The 17,070-nt window shown below is 74.5% G+C and carries 18 protein-coding genes and 1 pseudogene; 16 read left to right on the top strand and 3 right to left on the bottom strand.

Annotated elements, in window-relative coordinates; genetic code table 11:
• Positions 1 to 6 precede the first annotated feature (6 nt).
• Both ACIPSC_RS08255 and ACIPSC_RS08250 read left to right on the top strand, forming a co-directional pair.
• A complete protein-coding gene (locus ACIPSC_RS08255) occupies positions 7 to 369 on the top strand; it encodes a DUF1304 domain-containing protein (protein WP_400824542.1) in 363 nt (120 codons plus the stop codon).
• Positions 366 to 929: a TetR/AcrR family transcriptional regulator gene (locus ACIPSC_RS08250; protein WP_400824197.1), complete on the top strand. Its 564-nt coding sequence runs from the start codon at positions 366 to 368 to the stop codon at positions 927 to 929. The genes ACIPSC_RS08255 and ACIPSC_RS08250 overlap by 4 nt, the downstream gene beginning before the upstream one ends.
• 105 nt (positions 930 to 1,034) lie before the next feature.
• On the opposite strand, the gene ACIPSC_RS08245 is transcribed toward ACIPSC_RS08250, so the two are convergent.
• Entirely contained in the window at positions 1,035 to 1,937 is a 903-nt protein-coding gene (locus ACIPSC_RS08245) for a LysR family transcriptional regulator (protein WP_400824196.1), read from the bottom strand.
• Positions 1,938 to 2,278: 341 nt separating this feature from the next.
• Between ACIPSC_RS08245 and ACIPSC_RS08240 the strand changes: the two genes are divergently transcribed.
• The gene (locus ACIPSC_RS08240; RefSeq protein ID WP_400824541.1) at positions 2,279 to 3,172 is read left to right on the top strand and encodes a ketopantoate reductase family protein; all 894 of its coding nucleotides are present in this window, start codon (positions 2,279 to 2,281) and stop codon (positions 3,170 to 3,172) included.
• Between the two features lie 70 nt (positions 3,173 to 3,242).
• On the opposite strand, the gene ACIPSC_RS08235 is transcribed toward ACIPSC_RS08240, so the two are convergent.
• On the bottom strand, positions 3,243 to 3,419 hold the full coding sequence (locus tag ACIPSC_RS08235; protein WP_400824195.1) for a hypothetical protein: 177 nt from the start codon (positions 3,417 to 3,419) through the stop codon (positions 3,243 to 3,245).
• Positions 3,420 to 3,575: 156 nt separating this feature from the next.
• Between ACIPSC_RS08235 and ACIPSC_RS08230 the strand changes: the two are divergent.
• A pseudogene (locus tag ACIPSC_RS08230) lies at positions 3,576 to 3,902 on the top strand (helix-turn-helix domain-containing protein); the annotation flags it as partial.
• A gap of 33 nt (positions 3,903 to 3,935) precedes the next feature.
• On the opposite strand, the gene ACIPSC_RS08225 reads toward ACIPSC_RS08230, so the two are convergent.
• The gene (locus tag ACIPSC_RS08225; RefSeq protein WP_400824194.1) at positions 3,936 to 4,160 is read right to left on the bottom strand and encodes a hypothetical protein; all 225 of its coding nucleotides are present in this window, start codon (positions 4,158 to 4,160) and stop codon (positions 3,936 to 3,938) included.
• A 349-nt stretch (positions 4,161 to 4,509) separates the two neighbouring features.
• On the opposite strand from ACIPSC_RS08225, the gene ACIPSC_RS08220 reads away from it, so the two are divergent.
• The 12 genes from ACIPSC_RS08220 to hypF all read left to right on the top strand — a co-directional run bounded on the left by ACIPSC_RS08220 (position 4,510) and on the right by hypF (position 17,067).
• A complete protein-coding gene (locus ACIPSC_RS08220) occupies positions 4,510 to 6,222 on the top strand; it encodes an enoyl-CoA hydratase-related protein (protein ID WP_400824193.1) in 1,713 nt (570 codons plus the stop codon).
• A gap of 131 nt (positions 6,223 to 6,353) precedes the next feature.
• Positions 6,354 to 7,409 carry a hydrogenase expression protein HypE gene (locus tag ACIPSC_RS08215; RefSeq protein WP_400824192.1) on the top strand — a complete coding sequence of 352 codons (1,056 nt, stop codon included), beginning with the start codon at positions 6,354 to 6,356 and terminating at the stop codon, positions 7,407 to 7,409.
• A gap of 140 nt (positions 7,410 to 7,549) precedes the next feature.
• The gene (locus ACIPSC_RS08210) at positions 7,550 to 9,334 is read left to right on the top strand and encodes a nickel-dependent hydrogenase large subunit (protein WP_400824191.1); all 1,785 of its coding nucleotides are present in this window, start codon (positions 7,550 to 7,552) and stop codon (positions 9,332 to 9,334) included.
• Entirely contained in the window at positions 9,331 to 9,798 is a 468-nt protein-coding gene (locus tag ACIPSC_RS08205) for a thioredoxin (RefSeq protein ID WP_400824190.1), read from the top strand. The genes ACIPSC_RS08210 and ACIPSC_RS08205 overlap by 4 nt, the downstream gene beginning before the upstream one ends.
• Positions 9,795 to 10,445 carry a DUF5947 family protein gene (locus ACIPSC_RS08200; RefSeq protein WP_400824189.1) on the top strand — a complete coding sequence of 217 codons (651 nt, stop codon included), beginning with the start codon at positions 9,795 to 9,797 and terminating at the stop codon, positions 10,443 to 10,445. Before ACIPSC_RS08205 ends, ACIPSC_RS08200 begins: the two co-directional genes overlap by 4 nt.
• Complete coding sequence (locus ACIPSC_RS08195; protein ID WP_400824187.1) at positions 10,442 to 11,086, top strand: DUF6084 family protein; 645 nt, start codon at positions 10,442 to 10,444, stop codon at positions 11,084 to 11,086. The genes ACIPSC_RS08200 and ACIPSC_RS08195 overlap by 4 nt, the downstream gene beginning before the upstream one ends.
• Positions 11,083 to 12,534, top strand: a complete 1,452-nt coding sequence (locus tag ACIPSC_RS08190; RefSeq protein ID WP_400824186.1) for a hypothetical protein — start codon at positions 11,083 to 11,085, stop codon at positions 12,532 to 12,534. The genes ACIPSC_RS08195 and ACIPSC_RS08190 overlap by 4 nt, the downstream gene beginning before the upstream one ends.
• 8 nt (positions 12,535 to 12,542) lie before the next feature.
• Positions 12,543 to 13,127 carry a hydrogenase maturation protease gene (locus ACIPSC_RS08185; protein WP_400824540.1) on the top strand — a complete coding sequence of 195 codons (585 nt, stop codon included), beginning with the start codon at positions 12,543 to 12,545 and terminating at the stop codon, positions 13,125 to 13,127.
• On the top strand, positions 13,121 to 13,225 hold the full coding sequence (locus tag ACIPSC_RS08180; RefSeq protein WP_400824184.1) for a DUF6893 family small protein: 105 nt from the start codon (positions 13,121 to 13,123) through the stop codon (positions 13,223 to 13,225). Before ACIPSC_RS08185 ends, ACIPSC_RS08180 begins: the two co-directional genes overlap by 7 nt.
• A 139-nt stretch (positions 13,226 to 13,364) precedes the next feature.
• Positions 13,365 to 13,745, top strand: coding sequence for a hydrogenase maturation nickel metallochaperone HypA (gene hypA, locus ACIPSC_RS08175; protein WP_400824183.1), 381 nt, complete (start codon positions 13,365 to 13,367; stop codon positions 13,743 to 13,745).
• 5 nt (positions 13,746 to 13,750) lie between these two features.
• A complete protein-coding gene (gene hypB / locus ACIPSC_RS08170; protein ID WP_400824182.1) occupies positions 13,751 to 14,713 on the top strand; it encodes a hydrogenase nickel incorporation protein HypB in 963 nt (320 codons plus the stop codon).
• Positions 14,710 to 17,067 (top strand): carbamoyltransferase HypF, encoded by a 2,358-nt coding sequence (gene hypF / locus ACIPSC_RS08165; RefSeq protein ID WP_400824181.1) that lies wholly within the window; start codon positions 14,710 to 14,712, stop codon positions 17,065 to 17,067. The genes hypB and hypF overlap by 4 nt, the downstream gene beginning before the upstream one ends.
• Positions 17,068 to 17,070 lie beyond the last annotated feature (3 nt).

Genomic DNA, 17,070 nt, shown 5'->3' with positions numbered 1-17,070 from the left:
GCGATGATGCGGATCACCGCGGATGTCCTGGTCGGCCTTGTGGCCGCCCTGCACGCGTACTTCCTGGTGCTGGAGATGTTCCTCTGGGAGCGCGCACCGGGCCGGAAGCTCTCCGGCTTCGACGCCGAACTCGCCCGCGCCACCGCGCCGCTGGCCGCCAACCAGGGCCTCTACAACGGCTTCCTGGCCGCCGGACTGGTCTGGGGCCTGATCGCGGGGGAGCCGACCGGGTTCCAGGCGCAGGTCTTCTTCCTCTCCTGCGTGATCGTGGCGGGCCTCTACGGTGCGGCCACCGCCAACCGCCGCATCCTGATCGCCCAGACCCTGCCCGGGGCGCTCGCCCTCGGCGCCGTCCTGCTGGCCCGATGAACGCGGCCCAGGACCCCCGGGCCGAGCGCACCCGGGCCGCCCTGCGTCGGGCGCTGCTGGAGGAGTGCGCCGAACGCCCGCTGGCGGAGGTGAGCGTCGCCGCGCTGGTCCGCCGGGCGGGCGTCGGCCGAGCCACCTTCTACGTTCACTACGCCGACCTGGAGGCGCTGGCGGTGGACGCGTGCGCCGACATCGTCCGCGAGGCGGTGGACGCGCTGCACGCCTGGCGGGGCATCCCGGACCCGGCCGCCCCGCCGGCCGCGCTCACCGGGTTCTTCACCGAACTGGTGCCGCACGCCGCCCTCTACCGGGCCTTGCTCGCCCCGGGTGGCGGCGGGCCGCTCGGCCTGGTGCTCCGCCGGGAACTGCGCGAGCGCAGCCGCACCGAGCGGGCGCTGGCGGGAGCCCCGGCGCCGGACCTCGTTGCGTCGGCGGTGGCCGGCACCTTCACCGGCGTGCTCGCGGACTGGCTGCACGGCCGGATCGAGGCCGACCCGGAGCTGGTCGCCCACCAGGTCTGGCGGCTGCTCATCTCGCTCCACCGCACGCCGCAGCTCTGACGGGAGCCGGTGACGGGGTGGGGGCCATCCGGGGCGGGCGCTGCTTGGCGGGCCGTGACCGATGCGGCCCGCCCCGTCCGGCTGCCCCCACCGCCCCGTCGCGGCTCAGGCGCCGGCGGGCTCCCGGGCGCAGTGGCGGGCGACGGTGTCGGCGAAGGCACGTGCCGGCGGGGCGAGGGTGTCCCAGTGGCGTACCGCCCAGCCGGCGGTGAGGACGGGCAGCGCCGGCACCGGGATCAGTCGCAGCCCCCGGTGGCCCGGGGCCTGCCAGTCGGGCAGCGCGGGGACGACGGCATGGCCGAGCCCCAGCTGCGCCAGCAGGATGGCGGTGTCCCAGTCCGCGACGCTGGCGTCGAAGACCGGCCGGATCCCGTACTCCGCGAGCCAGGAGTCGAGTTGGGACCGTGAGGCCGAGTTCTGGGGCAGCCCGATCAGGCGGGCGTCCTGGAGGTCGGCGGGCTCGATGGCGTCCCTGGCCGCGAGCGGATCGCCGTCGGCGACGGCGAGCACCCACGGCAGTTCGACCACCGCGCGCTGCTCGATGCCGCGGACCGGGGAGCCGAGGGTGATCCAGGCCAGGTCGACCCGGCCGGCGGCGAGTGCGTCGAAGCAGCTGCGGTTCGAGGTCTCGGTCTGGAACTCCAGGCTGACCTGCGGGAAGCTCCGGCGGAAGTCGACGACGGCCGCGGACATGAAGTGCCGGATGCTGGTGGACCCGGTGGTGATCCGGACGGACCCCCCTGCCCCGCAGGCGAGTTCGCCGATCCGGCGCATCGCCTGGTCGATTCCGCCGAGGCCGTCGGCGACCGCCGTCCGCAGCAGGCGCCCGGCCTGGGTCGGCACGACCCCGCGCGGGTGGCGCTCGATCAGGCTGACGCCCAACTCCCGCTCCAACCGCTTCACATGCTGGCTGACGGCGGACTGCGTACAGGAGAGGTCGCGGGCGACGGCGCTCAGGGAGCCGGCCCGGCAGACCGCGGCGAAGACGCGGAGGTCGTCAAGAGTCACGGGAATCCAAGGTAACGCTTGGGTGTTCCCCAGTAAACCGGTGGATTGACTTGGGGCTGGCTCCGGATCGATCATCGCTGCATGGCCAAGGGCGGCAACCCGCCGGACCTCCGCGCGATCCGGACGCGAGGCGGAGGCAGGCGGGTGCCGACCCGCAACACGCCGAGAGGAAGCCTCACTTGTCCACCTCACCAACCGCCGACGACGGACACGAAGCCGCCGACCAGGACGCCCGCGTCGCCCGCGCCACCGCACTGCTGCACGACGTCCCCGATGCCCACGGCCTCCCCGATGCCGAGGATGCGTCCGGAGCGCCCGCCGAGCCCGGCCGCCGCCGGACGGTGGCGGTGCTCGGCCCCGGCGGCGTCGGCGGCCTGCTCGCCGCGCTGCTCTCCCGCGCCGGCCACCGCGTCGTCTGCCTCGCCGGCAAGACGACGGCACACACCCTGCGCCAGTGCGGCATCCGGGTGCACAGTGCGCAGTTCGGCGACTTCACCGCCCCGGTGGAGGCCGACACCGAACTCCGCGAACCGGTCGACCTCTGCCTGGTGACGGTCAAGCAGACCGACCTGGCGGCCGCCCTGGAACGGGTGCCGCCCGGCCTGGTCGCCGACGGCCTGGTCGTCCCGCTGCTCAACGGCATCGAGCACGTGGCCGAACTGCGCCGCCGGTTCGGCGCGCAGCGGGTCGCCGCGGGTGTGGTCCGGGTCGAGTCGACCCAGGTCGCGGCCGGCGTCGTCGAGCACGGCAGCCCGTTCACCGAGATCGACCTGGCCGGGCCTTCGGGGCTGCTCTCCGGGCCGGCCGGGATGCTCCGGGCCGCCGGCGTGCAGACCCGGGTGATCGCGGACGAGTCGTCGGCGCTCTGGGCCAAGCTCGCCTTCCTCGCGCCCTTCGCACTCCTCACCACCCGGTACGGGCTCACCATCGGCAGCGTCCGGACCGACCGCCGGGCCGAGTTGACGGCGCTGGTGGAGGAGGCCGCCGCCGTCGGCCGGGCCTGCGGCGCGCCCGCGGACCCCGGGCGGACCCTGGCGCTGTACGACGCGTTCCCGGCCGGCGCCAAGTCCTCGATGCAGCGCGACGCCGAGGCCGGCCGGCCGCTGGAGCTCGACGCCGTCGGCGGGGCGCTCCTGCGCTCCGCGGCGCGGCACGGCGTCGCCGTTCCGCTCGCCGCCCGGCTGGTGGCCGAGCTGGCAGCCGCCACCGAGGCCCGGGTGGCGGCGACGGCGTGACCGGCACCGCCCTGCGGGGAGGCCGGGAATCGACACCTCCCCGCAGGGCGGCAACCCATTTGACGAGTCGTCAAACAATCGACTCCGTAAACGCAGTGGCCATCTCGGCCAGCACGGCGCCGATCGGAGTCGGCTGGACGCCGAGAGCGGCGACGGTGGCCGATGCGTCGAGGAGGGCGGGGCGGTCGTAGAGGTACAGCATCTCCGGGAACTCGGCCATCACCGAGTCGGTGCGCCCGATCTCCACCAGCTCGCTCCTCGCTTGTCGTTCCGGGCGGCGGCGACCAGGGTCCGGGCGGCGTCGCCGGTGTAGGTCCAGCTGTGCGGCGCATCGAGGTCTCCCGGGTAGTGGACCGGTTCGCCGCTCAGCACCTGGGCCCCCACCGTGAGGGTGAACGGCGAGTGCGCCGCGACCCGCGTCTGGGCACTGGAGCGCCTGTACGAACCGCTCACCCGGGCCGACCTCGCCGCCCACGCGCGGGCCAGCGTCCGCACGCTGGCCCGCCGGTTCCAGGAGGAGACCGGCCTCAGTCCGCTCCAGTGGCTGCTCCACCAGCGGGTGATCCGGGCGCAGGAGCTGTTGGAGACGACGGACCTGCCGGTGGACCGGGTGGCCCGGCTCAGCGGGCTCGCCACCACCGACTCCCTGCGGCAACACCTGACGCGGCGGACCGGGCTCACCCCCAGCGCGTACCGCGCGGCGTTCACCCGGCGCCCGGACACCCGGTAGCCCGGTGGCCCGAACGCCGCTCGGCCACCCGGGCTACCGGGCGGCCGCCGTCATGGCCTCCCGGACGGTCACCAGACAGGGGTCGCAGTACCGGTCGGGCGGCGCGGTCTGCGAACCGTCCACGGCCGGTACCACCCGCTGGGCGGGTTCGAGGAAACGCCCGCAGAGCGACGTCGAGGCGTCGTCCTTCGCCACCACGTGCCACACCACGGTCGGTGGGGTGACCGCGGGGTCCTGCTCGGCCCACATCTCGTACACGGCAGCCTCCCGATCTCTGGGACTCGGTCACCCCATGCAACCTCTCCGCACGCCGGACGGCCACCGGACCGCGCCCGGTGGGACGGCAGATGACCCGGGCACACCGGCCCCCGGCCCGGCGCCCGTCTCCCGGACACGCCCTCGCACCCGGTCGGAGGACAGGCCGGGCACCGGCCCGGCGCCCCGACAGGGGCCCGGCCACGGGCCCGCCCCGACGCTCCGTCGGACCGAACCCCCGCCCGGCCGGTACCCGCCGGCCGGGTGAACGGGCGGCGCGGTGCGGCCGGGCGGAGGCGGGCCGGGACGGATGATCGCCGGGTTCCCAGGTGCCTCACAGCCGGAGTCGGACATGCGGATCCTGCTCGTCGCGAGTGCGTACAACAGCCTCACCCAGCGCGTCCACACCGAGCTGCGGGACCGGCGGCACACCGTGGACGTCCACCTCGCCCGGGACGACGACGGGCTCCGGGCCGCCGTACGGCGGTCGGCCCCGGAGCTGGTGGTCGCACCGATGCTGCGCACGGCGCTCCCGCGCGACGTCTGGTCGGCCGTGACGTGCCTGATCGTGCACCCCGGCCCGCCGGGGGACCGGGGGCCGTCGTCCCTCGACTGGGCGATCCACGAGGGAGCGGCCGACTGGGGCGTGACGGTGCTCCAGGCCGACGAGGTGATGGACGCCGGCGACATCTGGGCCGAGGCCGCCTGCCTGCTGCCGCCGGCCGGCAAGAGCGACCTCTACCGCAACGAGGTCTCGGACGCCGCGGTGGCGGCCGTGCTTCTGTCCGTGGAGCGGTTCGACTCCGGCACGTACACCCCGCGCCCGCAGAGCGGGCCCGACTGGCGGGTGCCCGACCACACCCGGCCCTACCTGCGGCAGGAGGCGCGGCGGATCGACTGGGCCCGCGACACCACCGACACCGCCGTGCGCAAGCTCCGCGCTGCGGACTCCCGGCCCGGCGTGCTCGACGAACTGCTCGGGGACGAGTGGTTCCTGCACGGCGGCCACCCGGAGCACCGGCTCCGCGGCCGGCCCGGCGAGCTGCTGGCGACCCGGGCCGGGGCGGTCTGCCGGGCGACGGCCGACGGTGCGGTCTGGATCCCCGAACTGCGCCGGCGCCGCCGACCGGGCGGCGCGGCCGGCATCAAGCTGCCGGCCGTCACCGCGCTGGGCGACGCGCTGCCGAGCCTGCCCGAGGCCGCCGCGCCGCTGATGCCGGCGCCGGACGACCCGGTCTGGTCGGACATCCGGTACCGGGAGGACGGCCCGGTCGGCCTGCTCCGGTTCTCCTGCCCCGGCGGCGCGATGAGCACCGCGCACTGCCGCCGCCTGCTGGAGGCCTACCGCTTCGCGCTGACCCGCCCAACCTCCGTGCTGGTCCTGGGCGGCGGCCGCGACTTCTTCTCCAACGGCATCCACCTCAACGTGATCGAGGCCGCGGCCGACCAGGCGGCCGAGTCCTGGGCGAACATCAACGCCATCGACGACCTGGTCGAGCAGGTCCTCACCACCACCGACCGCCTGGTGGTCGCGGCCCTCGGCGGCAACGCCGCCGCGGGCGGGGTGATGCTGGCGCTGGCGGCCGACGAGGTCTGGTGCCGGCAGGGCGTGGTGCTCAACCCGCACTACCGCCTGATGGGCCTGCACGGCTCGGAGTACTGGACGTACACCCTGCCGCGCCGGGTCGGTGACGCCGAGGCCCGCCGGCTCACCGGGCAGGCGCTCCCGGTGAGCGCCGCGGCCGCCGAGCGGAGCGGGCTGATCGACCGGGTACTGCCGTGCACCCCGCAGGAGTTCGGGGGAGAGGCACGCCGACTGGCCGGACTGCTCGCCGCCTCGCCGGCCGTGCAGGGCCGGATCGCCGCCAAGAAGGCCGCCCGGGAGGCCGACGAGTCCGCCAAGCCGCTCGCCGACCACCGGTACGAGGAGCTGGCCGTGATGCACCGCCAGTTCTTCTCGCCCGATTCCCCCTACCACGCGCTGCGCGCCGCCTTCGTCCGCAAGCAGCCGTCACCCGCGCACGCCGCCGCGGCAGTCGGGCAGCCCGCGCCGGCGGTGCCGTAGCCCGAACGGCCGCCACGGCTTGCGTCCCTTAGGGGTGCTCGCCCGGCTCCGTGGACCGGCGGACGGGAGCAACCGCTGCTATGACTGGTTCGAGCCATTTTGTCCGGCTCCAGTTCTGAGGAGGCATCCTCATGGGTGCTGCGGAAACGAGCGCCACCGATACCGACGTGGTGCACATTCTCTGGATCAACGCGGGCCTGAGCTGCGACGGCGACTCGGTCTCCCTGACCGCCGCCATGCAGCCGAGCATCGAGGAGATCGTCACCGGCGCGCTGCCCGGCCTGCCGAAGATCGCCGTCCACTGGCCGCTGATCGACTTCGAGTGCGGCCCGGTGCAGGGCGCGGACAACTTCGTGGAGTGGTTCTTCAAGGCCGACCGCGGCGAGATCGAGCCGTTCGTCCTGGTCGTCGAGGGCTCCATCCCGAACGAGAGCATCAAGAAGGAGGGCTACTGGTGCGGCTTCGGCGACGACCCGGAGACCGGCCAGCCGATCACCACCAGTGAGTGGCTCGACCGGCTCGCGCCCAAGGCCACCGCCGTCGTCGCGATCGGCACCTGTGCCACCTACGGCGGCATCCACGCCATGGCCGGCAACCCGACCGGCGCCATGGGCGTCCCCGACTACCTCGGGTGGGGCTGGAAGTCCAAGGCGGGTCTGCCCATCGTCTGCGTGCCCGGCTGTCCCATCCAGCCGGACAACTTCGCCGAGACGCTCACCTACCTGCTCTACCAGTTGGCCGGCTCCGCGCCGATGATCCCGCTGGACGACAAGCTCCGCCCGACCTGGCTGTTCGGCGCCACCGTGCACGAGGGCTGCGACCGCGGCGGCTACTACGAGCAGGGGCAGTTCGCCACCGACTACGGCACACCGGAGTGCCTGGTGCGGCTCGGCTGCTGGGGCCCGGTCGTCAAGTGCAACGTCGCGAAGCGCGGCTGGACCAACGGCATCGGCGGCTGCCCCAACGTCGGCGGCATCTGCATCGCCTGCACCATGCCCGGCTTCCCGGACAAGTTCATGCCGTTCATGGACCCGCCGCCCGGCTCCCGGATCTCCTCCGGCGCCTCCTCGGCGTACGGCGCGGTGATCCGGAGGCTTCGTTCGATCACCATGGCCACCGTCGACAAGGAACCGAAGTGGCGCCACACCGGGCGCAAGCTGACGACCGGCTACCGGCCCCCGTGGTGACCCGGCGGGCCGCCGCACCCCGTGCGCGCGGCCCGCTCAGCCGCTGACCCCACCATGGTCCGCGGCCGCTCCGCCGCCCACCCCGTCCGCGGCCCGTGCGCCGCCGACCCTCCCGCTTCCAGAAGGGCACGACAGACACGATGGCACCGACGACCAAGGCGACCGGCGACGGCAGCGGCCTGGTGGAGATGTCCTGGGACCCGATCACCCGGATCGTGGGCAGCCTGGGCATCCACACGAAGATCGACTTCAAGCAGAAGAGGGTCGCGGAGTGCTACAGCACCTCCTCGGTCTTCCGCGGCTACAGCGTCTTCATGCGGGGCAAGGACCCGCGCGACGCGCACTTCATCACCAGCCGCATCTGCGGCATCTGCGGGGACAACCACGCCACCTGTTCGGTCTACACCCAGAACATGGCGTACGGGGTGAAGCCCCCGCACCTCGGTGAGTGGATCATCAACCTCGGCGAGGCCGCCGAGTACATGTTCGACCACAACATCTTCCAGGAGAACCTGGTCGGGGTCGACTACTGCGAGAAGATGGTCCGCGAGACCAACCCCGGTGTCCTGGAACTGGCCGAGCGCACCGAGGCCCCGCACGCCGGCGACCACGGCTACAAGACCATCGCCGACATCATGCGCTCGCTCAACCCGATCGAGGGCGAGTTCTACCGCGAGGCCCTCCAGGTCAGCCGCTACACCCGGGAGATGTTCTGCCTGATGGAGGGCCGCCACGTGCACCCCTCCACGCTCTACCCGGGCGGCGTCGGCACGGTGGCGACGGTCCAGCTCTTCACCGACTACCTGACCCGGCTGATGCGCTACGTCGAGTTCATGAAGAAGGTGGTCCCGCTCCACGACGACCTCTTCGACTTCTTCTACCAGGCGCTGCCCGGCTACGAGGAGGTCGGCCGCCGCCGCGTCCTGCTCGGCTGCTGGGGCAGCCTCAACGACCCGGACCACTGCGACTTCACCTACCGCAACATGACGGACTGGGGACGGAAGATGTTCGTCACCCCGGGCATCGTCGTGGACGGCAAGCTGGTCACCAACGACCTCACGCAGATCAACCTCGGCATCCGCATCCTGCTCGGCAGCTCCTACTACGAGGACTGGCAGGGCAAGGAGCTCTTCGTCACCCACGACCCGCTGGGCAACCCGGTCGACCCGCGGCACCCGTGGAACCAGCACACCGTCCCCGCCCCGCAGAAGCGCAACTTCGACGACAAGTACAGCTGGGTGATGTCCCCGCGCTGGTTCGACGGTACCGACCACCTCGCCCTCGACACCGGCGGCGGCCCGATCGCCCGCCTCTGGTCCACCGCGCTCTCCGGCCTCGTCGACATCGGCTACATCAAGGCCACCGGCCACAGCGTCCAGATCAACCTGCCCCGCTCGATGACCAAGCCCGAGGTCACCTTCGAGTGGAAGATCCCGCAGTGGAGCAACGCCATCGAGCGCAACCGCGCCCGCACCTACTTCCAGGCCTACGCGGCCGCCGCGGCCCTGCACTTCGCCGAGAAGGCCCTCGACGAGGTCCGGGCCGGCCGCAGCCAGACCTGGGAGCGCTTCGAGGTCCCGGACGAGTCCATCGGCTGCGGCTTCACCGAAGCCGTCCGCGGCGTCCTGTCGCACCACATGGTGATCCGGGACGGCAAGATCGCCAACTACCACCCGTACCCGCCGACCCCGTGGAACGCCAGCGTCCGCGACAGCTACGGCACGCCCGGCCCCTACGAGGACGCGGTGCAGAACACGCCGATCTTCGAGGAGAACCCGCCGGACACCTTCAAGGGCATCGACATCATGCGCGCCGTCCGCAGCTTCGACCCCTGCCTGCCCTGCGGCGTCCACATGTACGTCGGCGGCGGCCGGACCGTGCAGAAGATGCACGTGCCCACGGGTCTGAGCGGGCTCACCGCATGACGGCGGAGCAGACCGGACTGCGCATCCAGGAGGCCCTCGACGAGCTCGCCGGCGAAGGCGCGCAGGCGGCGGGCGAACAGCTCGTCCGCGAGCTGATGGCCTTCTACGGGGACGGCCTCGCCCGGCTCGTCGGCGCGCTCCCGCCCGCGACCCTGGCCCGGCTGCTGGACGACCCGGCGGTGGCCGGGCTGCTGGTGCTGCACGACCTCCACCCCGAGGACACCGCCGCGCGGATCGCCCGCGCGCTCGCCCAGCTGCCCGAACCCGTCGAGGTGCTCGGCTTCGACACCGCGACCGGCAGCCTGCGGGTGCGCCGGTCCCGGAGCGGCTGCGGCTGCACCGAGCAGGACATCGAGGGCGCCCTCGCCTGCCACGCCCCCGAGGTGACGGCGGTGGAGCTGGAGCACGCCCCGCAGCTGCTGCAGATCGGCACCCGCCCCGCGGCCCCGGCGGAGGTGCGATGAGCACCCGTCAACTCACCCGCCCCGGCACCGCCCTGCTGCGCCGGCTGCGCGAGCCCGCACCCCCGCAGCCGGAGCGCTGCGCGTTCTGCGGCAGCGCCGTCCCCGTCGACCACCGCCACCTGGTGGACACCGAGGAGCAGGCCCTCACCTGCGTCTGCACGGCGTGCTCGCTGCTCTTCCAGCAGCCCGGCGCGGCCGGCGGCCGCTACCGGACCGTGCCCGACCGCTACCTGGCCGACCCGGATCACCGGCTCGGCGACCGGGAGTGGACGGCACTCGGCGTCCCGGTCGGCACCGCCTTCGTCTTCCGCAACTCCCGGCACGACCGGCTGGTGCTGCTCTACCCGGGCCCCGGCGGGGCGACCGAGAGCGAGCCGGACGAGGAGGCCTGGCAGGCCGCGCTCGGCGGCGGACGGCTCGCCGCCGAACTCCGGCCCGACGTCGAGGCGCTGCTGCTGCGCCGGACGGCGGCGGACGAGGTCCGGTGCTTCCTCGTCCCGATCGACGCCTGCTACGAACTGGTCGGCCGGCTCCGGCGGTGCTGGAAGGGCTTCGACGGCGGCCAGGAGGCCCGGGCCGAGCTCGACGCCTTCTTCGCCCGGGTCGCCGACCGGGCGCGGCCGCTGCGGGCGGAGGCGGCCTCGTGACCGCCCTCTCCTTCGCCTGCACCGGTGTGCGGGCCGACCCCCACGCCGCCGGGCCGACCCTGCTCTTCCGGCTGCGCATCACCGCCCCCGCCGGGACGGCGGTCCACGCCCTGGCGCTCCGCTGCCAGCTGCGGATCGAACCCGCCCGGCGCTCCTACGGCGAGGCCGAGGGCGAGCGGCTGGCCGACCTGTTCGGCGAGCGCTCGCGCTGGGGCAGCACCCTGAACCCGGTCCAGTTCGCCCAAGTCCCCCTGATGGTGCCGGGCTTCACCGGCGAGACCGAGGCGGACCTGGTCGTCCCGTGCACCTACGACATGGACGTGGCCTGCGCCCGCTACCTCGCGGCACTGGACGGCGGCGACGTGCCGCTGCTGCTGCTGTTCTCCGGCACGGCGTTCACCGGCCCCGGCGGGTTCCAGGTCGCCCCGGTGCCCTGGGACCGCGAGGCCACGGTGCGGATGCCCGTGAAGGTCTGGCGGGAGATGATCGACCAGCACTTCCCGGGCTGCGGGTGGCTGCGGCTGCCGGGCGACCTGATGGCGGAGCTGCTCGCCTACCGGTCCCGCCGGGCCCTGCCGTCCTGGGAGGCCACCGTCCGCGAGCTGCTGGGCGCGGCCGAGACCGCGGGGGCCGTCCGATGACCACCGCGGGCACGGGTCTCCCCGGCGAGGGTGTCGTGGGCACGGGTGTCGCGGGTAGCGGCGCTCCGCGTCCCGGCGCGCCGGGCAGGGTCTTCCCGGAGGAGGTCGACCGACGGTTCGCCCAGGCCCGGCAGATCGCCGACGCCGTCCTCTTCGAGGGCTACGTGCTCTACCCCTACCGCGCCTCGGCGGCCAAGAACCGGCTGCGCTGGCAGTTCGGCGTCCTGGTCCCGCCCGGCTACGGCGAGGACAGCGGGGAGCACTCCCACCAGCGCACCGAGTGCCTGATGGAGCCGCGGCCCGGCGACCGGCTCGCCGTGGAGCTGCGGTTCCTGCGGGCCCAGCGCCGGACCGTCCAACGCGCCACCGCCACCGGCGGGTTCGAATCCGTCGACGAGCTGGAGCTCGCCGACCGGGTCCTCGTCCCCTGGGACGAGGGCGTCGAGGAGCGGATCGAACTCCTCGTACCCGTTGAGGAGTTGGCCGGCGACGGGATCGTCCGGCGGTTCGACCTGCCGGCCTGCGAGGAGATGGAGGCGCTCCGCGAGGACGGTACGCCGGTCGGCCGGGTCCTGCGCCGACGCGAACGCGTCGCCGGGCTGCTGCGGCTCTCGGCGCAGGAGGTGCCGGGCCCGTACGCGGTGCGGAGGCTGACCGTCGTGGTGGAGAACACCGCCGACTGGACGCCGCCGGCCGAGGCCCGGCGGGACGCGGCGCTGCCGCGCGCGCTGGTCTCGGCGCACCTGCTGCTCGGACTCGACCGCGGCGCCTTCCTGTCGGTCACGGACCCGCCCGAGTGGGCCCGGTCGGCCGCCGGACAGTGCCGCAACGAGCACACCTGGCCCGTCCTGGCCGGCCCGCCCGGCCGCGCCCAGGTCGTGCTCTCCTCGCCGATCATCCTGGAGGACCACCCGAACGTCGCACCCGAGAGCCCCGGTGCGCTCTACGACGCGACCGAGATCGACGAGATCCTCGCCCTGCGGACCGCCGCCCTGACCGACCGCGAGAAGCGCGAGGCCCGGGGCACGGACGAGCGGGCGGGCGCCGTGATCGACCTCGCCGACTCGATGCCCCCGGAGGTGCTGGAGCGGCTGCACGGCGCGGTGCGGGGCCTGCGAGAGATCACCGGGAACGCGCCCGAGCAGCCCTGGTGGGACCCGGCCGCCGAAGCGGAGGCCGACCCCGACCGGGACCGGGTGGTGGTCGACGGCCGCGAGGTCGGCGCCGGCAGCCGGGTGCTGCTCCGGCCCGGGCAGCGCCGCACCGACGCCCAGGACCTCTTCCTGCACGGGCGCACCGCCGTCGTCGAGGCCGTGCTGCACGACGTCGACGGCTCGGTGCACCTCGCCGTGACGGTGGAGGACGACCCCGGCGCCGACCTGTGGCGGGCCCAGGGCCGGTTCCGCTACTTCCAGCCGGACGAGGTCACCCCGCTGGAGGAGCCGTGACGGAGTCGATGGAACGGACCGAACGGACGGACCAGGTGGAGGACCGGGCGCCGGTCGGGACCGGCCGGGTGCTGGTCGCCGGGGTGGGCAACATCTTCCTGGGCGACGACGGGTTCGGCGTGGAGGCGGTGCGGCGGCTGGCCGGCCGGCCGCTGCCGGGCGACGTCGAGGTCCTCGACGTCGGGGTGCGCGGCGTGCACCTGGCCTACCAGCTCCTGGACGGCTACCGGATGCTGGTGCTCGTCGACGCCACCGCGCGCGGCGGCGAGCCGGGCACGGTCTACCTGATCGAGCCGGACGCCGGGCCGGTCGAGCGGTCCGGCGGTGAGGCCCCGGGCGAGGCCCGGGCGCCGGTGCTGGACGGGCACCGCATGGGCCCGGACGCGGTGCTCGCACTCCTCGCCACGCTGGCCGCCGGAACGGGCGGCACCCCGCCCGAGCGGGTCCTCGTGGTGGGGTGCGAGCCGGCGTCACTGGAGGAGGGCATCGGGCTGAGTGCCCCGGTGGCCGCCGCCGTCGAGGAGGCGGTCGGCGTGATCCTGAGGGTGGTCGGCGCGGACACCCAAGCGAAGAGAGAGGCGTCACCATGCTGAAGAACGTGTTCTGTGTGGCCGTGGTGGCCGCGGTCGCGGCCCTGGTCTGGCAGAGCCTGCCCGACCTGAAGCGCTATCTGCGGATCATGCGGATGTGAGGCCCCGGCCGGGACGGTCCGGACGCCGCATTGCGGCGAACGGCGTACTCCGGGCGCGGTGGCGGCGCGGCTCCCGGCCGATGCCCGCCACCGCGCCCTGTAATGAACCCTGTTGCCTCCAACGGCGGGAGCGGGGCCGGTGCACGAGATGTCGATCGCGACGGCGGTGGTCGAGCAGGTGGACGCGGCCGCCCGTCAGCACGGAGCGGACGGCGTGGCCAAGGTCCGCCTGCAGGTGGGCGAACTCGCCGGGGTGGTGCCCTCGGCCCTGGACTTCTGCTTCGAACTCGCCTGCACCGGAACGCTGGTGGAGGGCGCGGTACTGGAGACCGAGGCGGTGCCGGCCCGCGCGAAGTGCTCCCCGTGCGGCGTCGAGTGGGCGGTGGGCATGCCGCCCGACCTGGGCTGCCCGCACTGCGCCGGCGGCGATGTCGAACTGCTGGCCGGCCGGGAGCTGCAGATCCTCGGCGTCGAGTGGGCGGAGGACCCCACCGGCGTCCGGGCCGATCGGAAAGGCTGAGAACGATGTGTCGCACGGTGGAACTCCGGCAGGCGGTCCTGGCCCGCAACGACGACGGTGCACGGGAACTGCGCGCCGAACTCGCGGCCCGCGGAACGGTCGCGGTGAACCTGCTCTCCAGCCCCGGCAGCGGGAAGACGGCGCTGCTGGAGGCCGAGCTCGGGCTGGCCCGCCGGCGCGGCGTGCCGGTCGCGGCCCTCACCGCGGACCTCGCGACCGAGAACGACGCGGTGCGGCTGGCCCGGTCCGGCGCCCCGGTCAAGCAGGTGCTCACCGACGGGCTCTGCCACCTGGAGACCGCGATGCTCCGGGAGCACCTGGCGGGCTGGCTGCCGCCGGACACCCGGCTGCTGTTCGTGGAGAACGTCGGCAACCTGGTCTGCCCGGCCTCGTACGACCTCGGGGAGTCGCTGCGGGTGGTGCTCGCCTCGACCACGGAGGGGGAGGACAAGCCGCTCAAGTACCCGACCGCGTTCGGGCTGGCCAACCTGGTGCTGGTGACCAAGGCGGACCTCGCGGAGGCGGTGGAGTTCGACGAGGCCGCGTTCCTGGCGAGCGTCGCGCGGGTCAACCCGGGGGTGGAGGTGCTGTTCACCTCGGCCCGGACCGGGCAGGGGGTGGGAGTGCTGCTGGAGCGGGCGCTCGCGGTGCTGGACGGCGCAGCGGTGCACCGGCCGGTCATGGCGGGCACGGCCGCGGCCTCGCACGGGCACGCGCACGCCGCCCCCTCGCCGTCGCTCCACCTCTCGTCGGCGCACGCGTCCTCGTCCGCGCACGGCCACCCGTCCACGGACGGGCACTTGTCCGCGGACGGGCACTCGTCCACGGACGGGCACTCGCACGGGCATGGGCACGGGGACGGGCATCTGCACGGGGGCGATCATGCCCACGGGGACGACCACGCGCACGCCCACGGTCCCGCCGACGGGCACGCGCACCCGCACGCCCGGGTGGCGGAACCGTCGTGACGGCCGGTCAGCCGCAGGCCGTCGTGGAGCGGCGCCGGGTCGCCGTCCGCGGACTCGTCCAGGGCGTCGGCTTCCGGCCGTTCGTCTTCACCCTCGCCACCGAACTCGGCCTGGCCGGCACCGTCACCAACACCGGCCAGGGGGTGCTGGCCGACGTGGAGGGGCGGCCGGAGGCGGTGGACGCGTTCTGCCGCCGGGTCGCCACCGACGCGCCACCGCTGGCGCAGGTCGCCTCGGTGGAACACGAGCCGCTCGCCCCGACCGGGGTGGCGGGCTTCGCCATCGCCCCGTCCCGCGCCGACGGTCCGCAGCTGACGCTGATCCCGCCGGACACCGCCACCTGTGCGGACTGCCTGGCCGAACTGGCCGACCCCGCCGACCGCCGCTACCGCCACCCGTTCATCAGCTGCACCAACTGCGGGCCCCGCCACACCATCGTCACCGGCCTGCCGTACGACCGGGCCAACACCACCATGGCCGAATTCCCGATGTGCCGGGACTGCGCCAGGGAGTACCGCGACCCCGCCGACCGGCGCTTCCACGCCCAGCCGGTTGCCTGCCACGCGTGTGGACCCGGACTGGCGCTCGTGATGCCGGGACTGCCCACGCTGGACGGCGAGGGGGCGCTCACCGAGGCCCGGCGGCTGCTGCAGGCCGGGGCGATCCTGGCCGTGAAGGGACTCGGCGGCTACCACCTGGCCTGCGACGCGCGCAACGGCGGGACCGTCGCCCGGCTCCGCCGGCGCAAGCGGCGCGGGGCCAAGCCCTTCGCCCTGATGGCCCGGGACCTCGGTGAGCTCGCCGGGCTGGTCCGTCCGGGGCCGGCGGAGACGGAGCTGCTGACCGGTCCCGCGCGGCCGATCGTCCTGCTGCGCCGGTGCGCCGGGTCGCCGTCGGCGCAGCCCGGTTCGGCGTCGGCGCCCTTCGACGCCGCGCTGGAGGGGGTGGCACCGGGCAGCCCCGACCTAGGGGTGATGCTGCCGTACACGCCGCTGCACCACCTGCTGCTCGCCCCGCCCGGCCCCGGTCTGCTGGTGATGACCAGTGCCAACCTTTCCGGCGAGCCGATCGTCACCGACGACCGGGACGCCTTCGCCCGGCTCTCGCCGCTGGTCGACGCCTGGCTGACGCACGACCGGCCCATCCACGTGCCCTGCGAGGACTCGGTGGTGCGGGTCGTGGACGGCGAGCAGCTGCCGGTGCGCCGCTCCCGCGGGCACGCACCGCTGCCCCTGCCGCTCCCGGTGCCGGTACGGCCGGTGCTGGCCGTCGGCGGCGACCTCAAGAACGTCTTCGCGCTCGCGCAGGACGGCTACGCATGGCTGTCCGGCCACATCGGGGACATGGACGACCTCGCCACCCTCGACGCCTTCGACCGGGCGGTGGCGCACCTCGGCGAGGTCACCGGCGTCCGGCCCGAGCTGCTGGCCGTGGACCGGCACCCCGGCTACCGGTCCGTCCGGCACGCCCGGGCGTCGGCCGGGCGGCGGGAGGTCCGGGTGGTGCAGCACCACCACGCGCACATCGCCTCGGTCATGGCCGAGCACGGCCTCGACGGCGGCCACCCGGTCATCGGGGTCGCCTTCGACGGCACCGGCTACGGTGACGACGGCGCCGTCTGGGGCGGCGAGGTCCTGCTGGCCGACTACGACGGCTACCGCCGACTCGCCCACCTCGCCTACGTCCCGCTGCCGGGCGGGGACGCGGCCGTGGTCCGCCCGTACCGGATGGCGCTCGCCCACCTGCGCGCCGCGGGCCTTCCGTGGGAGGCCGAGCTGGCGCCGGTGCAGGCCTGCCCGGAGGATGAACTCCGCGTGTTGGAGCGTCAATTGGAGCGGTCGCTGAACTGCGTCCCGACCTCCAGCATGGGGCGGCTCTTCGACGCGGTGTCCTCCCTGGCCGGCGTCTGCCAGCGGGCCGAGTACGAGGCGCAGGCGGCGATCGAGCTGGAGGCCGCGGCGCTGGCGCACGGCCCCGCCGAGGGCTACGCGTTCGGCCTGCGGCCGGTGGACGGGGCGTTGGCCGCCGACCCGGCACCGGTGTTCGCCGGCGCGCTGGCCGACCTCGCCGCCGGGGCCCCGGCGGGCCTGGTCGCGGCGCGCTTCCACGGCGCGGTGGCCGATCTGGTCCGCACGGTCTGCCGGACCGCCCGGGAGCGGCACGGCATCGGGACGGTCGCGCTGACCGGCGGCGTCTTCGCCAATGCGCTGCTGTCCTCGGCCTGTTCGCGCGGCCTGACGGCGGACGGATTCACCGTGCTGCGGCACCGCCGGGTGCCGCCCAACGACGGAGGACTGGCGCTCGGCCAGCTGATGGTGGCCGCCCGGGCCGCCGCCGGCTCGGCCGCCACCTGAGAG

The sequence above is a fragment of the Kitasatospora sp. NPDC090091 genome (assembly GCF_044747365.1).
GTDB lineage: Bacteria > Actinomycetota > Actinomycetes > Streptomycetales > Streptomycetaceae > Kitasatospora.
This window is presented reverse-complemented; position numbering and strand designations above follow the sequence as displayed.

What these genes read in the sequence shown, in the direction of transcription:
- ACIPSC_RS08255 (WP_400824542.1), top strand. Translation starts at nt 7, where the DNA reads ATGCGGATCACCGCGGATGTCCTGGTCGGCCTTGTGGCCGCCCTGCAC.
- ACIPSC_RS08250 (WP_400824197.1), top strand. Translation starts at nt 366, where the DNA reads ATGAACGCGGCCCAGGACCCCCGGGCCGAGCGCACCCGGGCCGCCCTG.
- ACIPSC_RS08220 (WP_400824193.1), top strand. Translation starts at nt 4,510, where the DNA reads ATGCGGATCCTGCTCGTCGCGAGTGCGTACAACAGCCTCACCCAGCGC.
- ACIPSC_RS08215 (WP_400824192.1), top strand. Translation starts at nt 6,354, where the DNA reads ATGGGTGCTGCGGAAACGAGCGCCACCGATACCGACGTGGTGCACATT.
- ACIPSC_RS08210 (WP_400824191.1), top strand. Translation starts at nt 7,550, where the DNA reads ATGGCACCGACGACCAAGGCGACCGGCGACGGCAGCGGCCTGGTGGAG.
- ACIPSC_RS08205 (WP_400824190.1), top strand. Translation starts at nt 9,331, where the DNA reads ATGACGGCGGAGCAGACCGGACTGCGCATCCAGGAGGCCCTCGACGAG.
- ACIPSC_RS08200 (WP_400824189.1), top strand. Translation starts at nt 9,795, where the DNA reads ATGAGCACCCGTCAACTCACCCGCCCCGGCACCGCCCTGCTGCGCCGG.
- ACIPSC_RS08190 (WP_400824186.1), top strand. Translation starts at nt 11,083, where the DNA reads ATGACCACCGCGGGCACGGGTCTCCCCGGCGAGGGTGTCGTGGGCACG.
- ACIPSC_RS08185 (WP_400824540.1), top strand. Translation starts at nt 12,543, where the DNA reads ATGGAACGGACCGAACGGACGGACCAGGTGGAGGACCGGGCGCCGGTC.
- ACIPSC_RS08180 (WP_400824184.1), top strand. Translation starts at nt 13,121, where the DNA reads ATGCTGAAGAACGTGTTCTGTGTGGCCGTGGTGGCCGCGGTCGCGGCC.
- hypB (WP_400824182.1), top strand. Translation starts at nt 13,751, where the DNA reads ATGTGTCGCACGGTGGAACTCCGGCAGGCGGTCCTGGCCCGCAACGAC.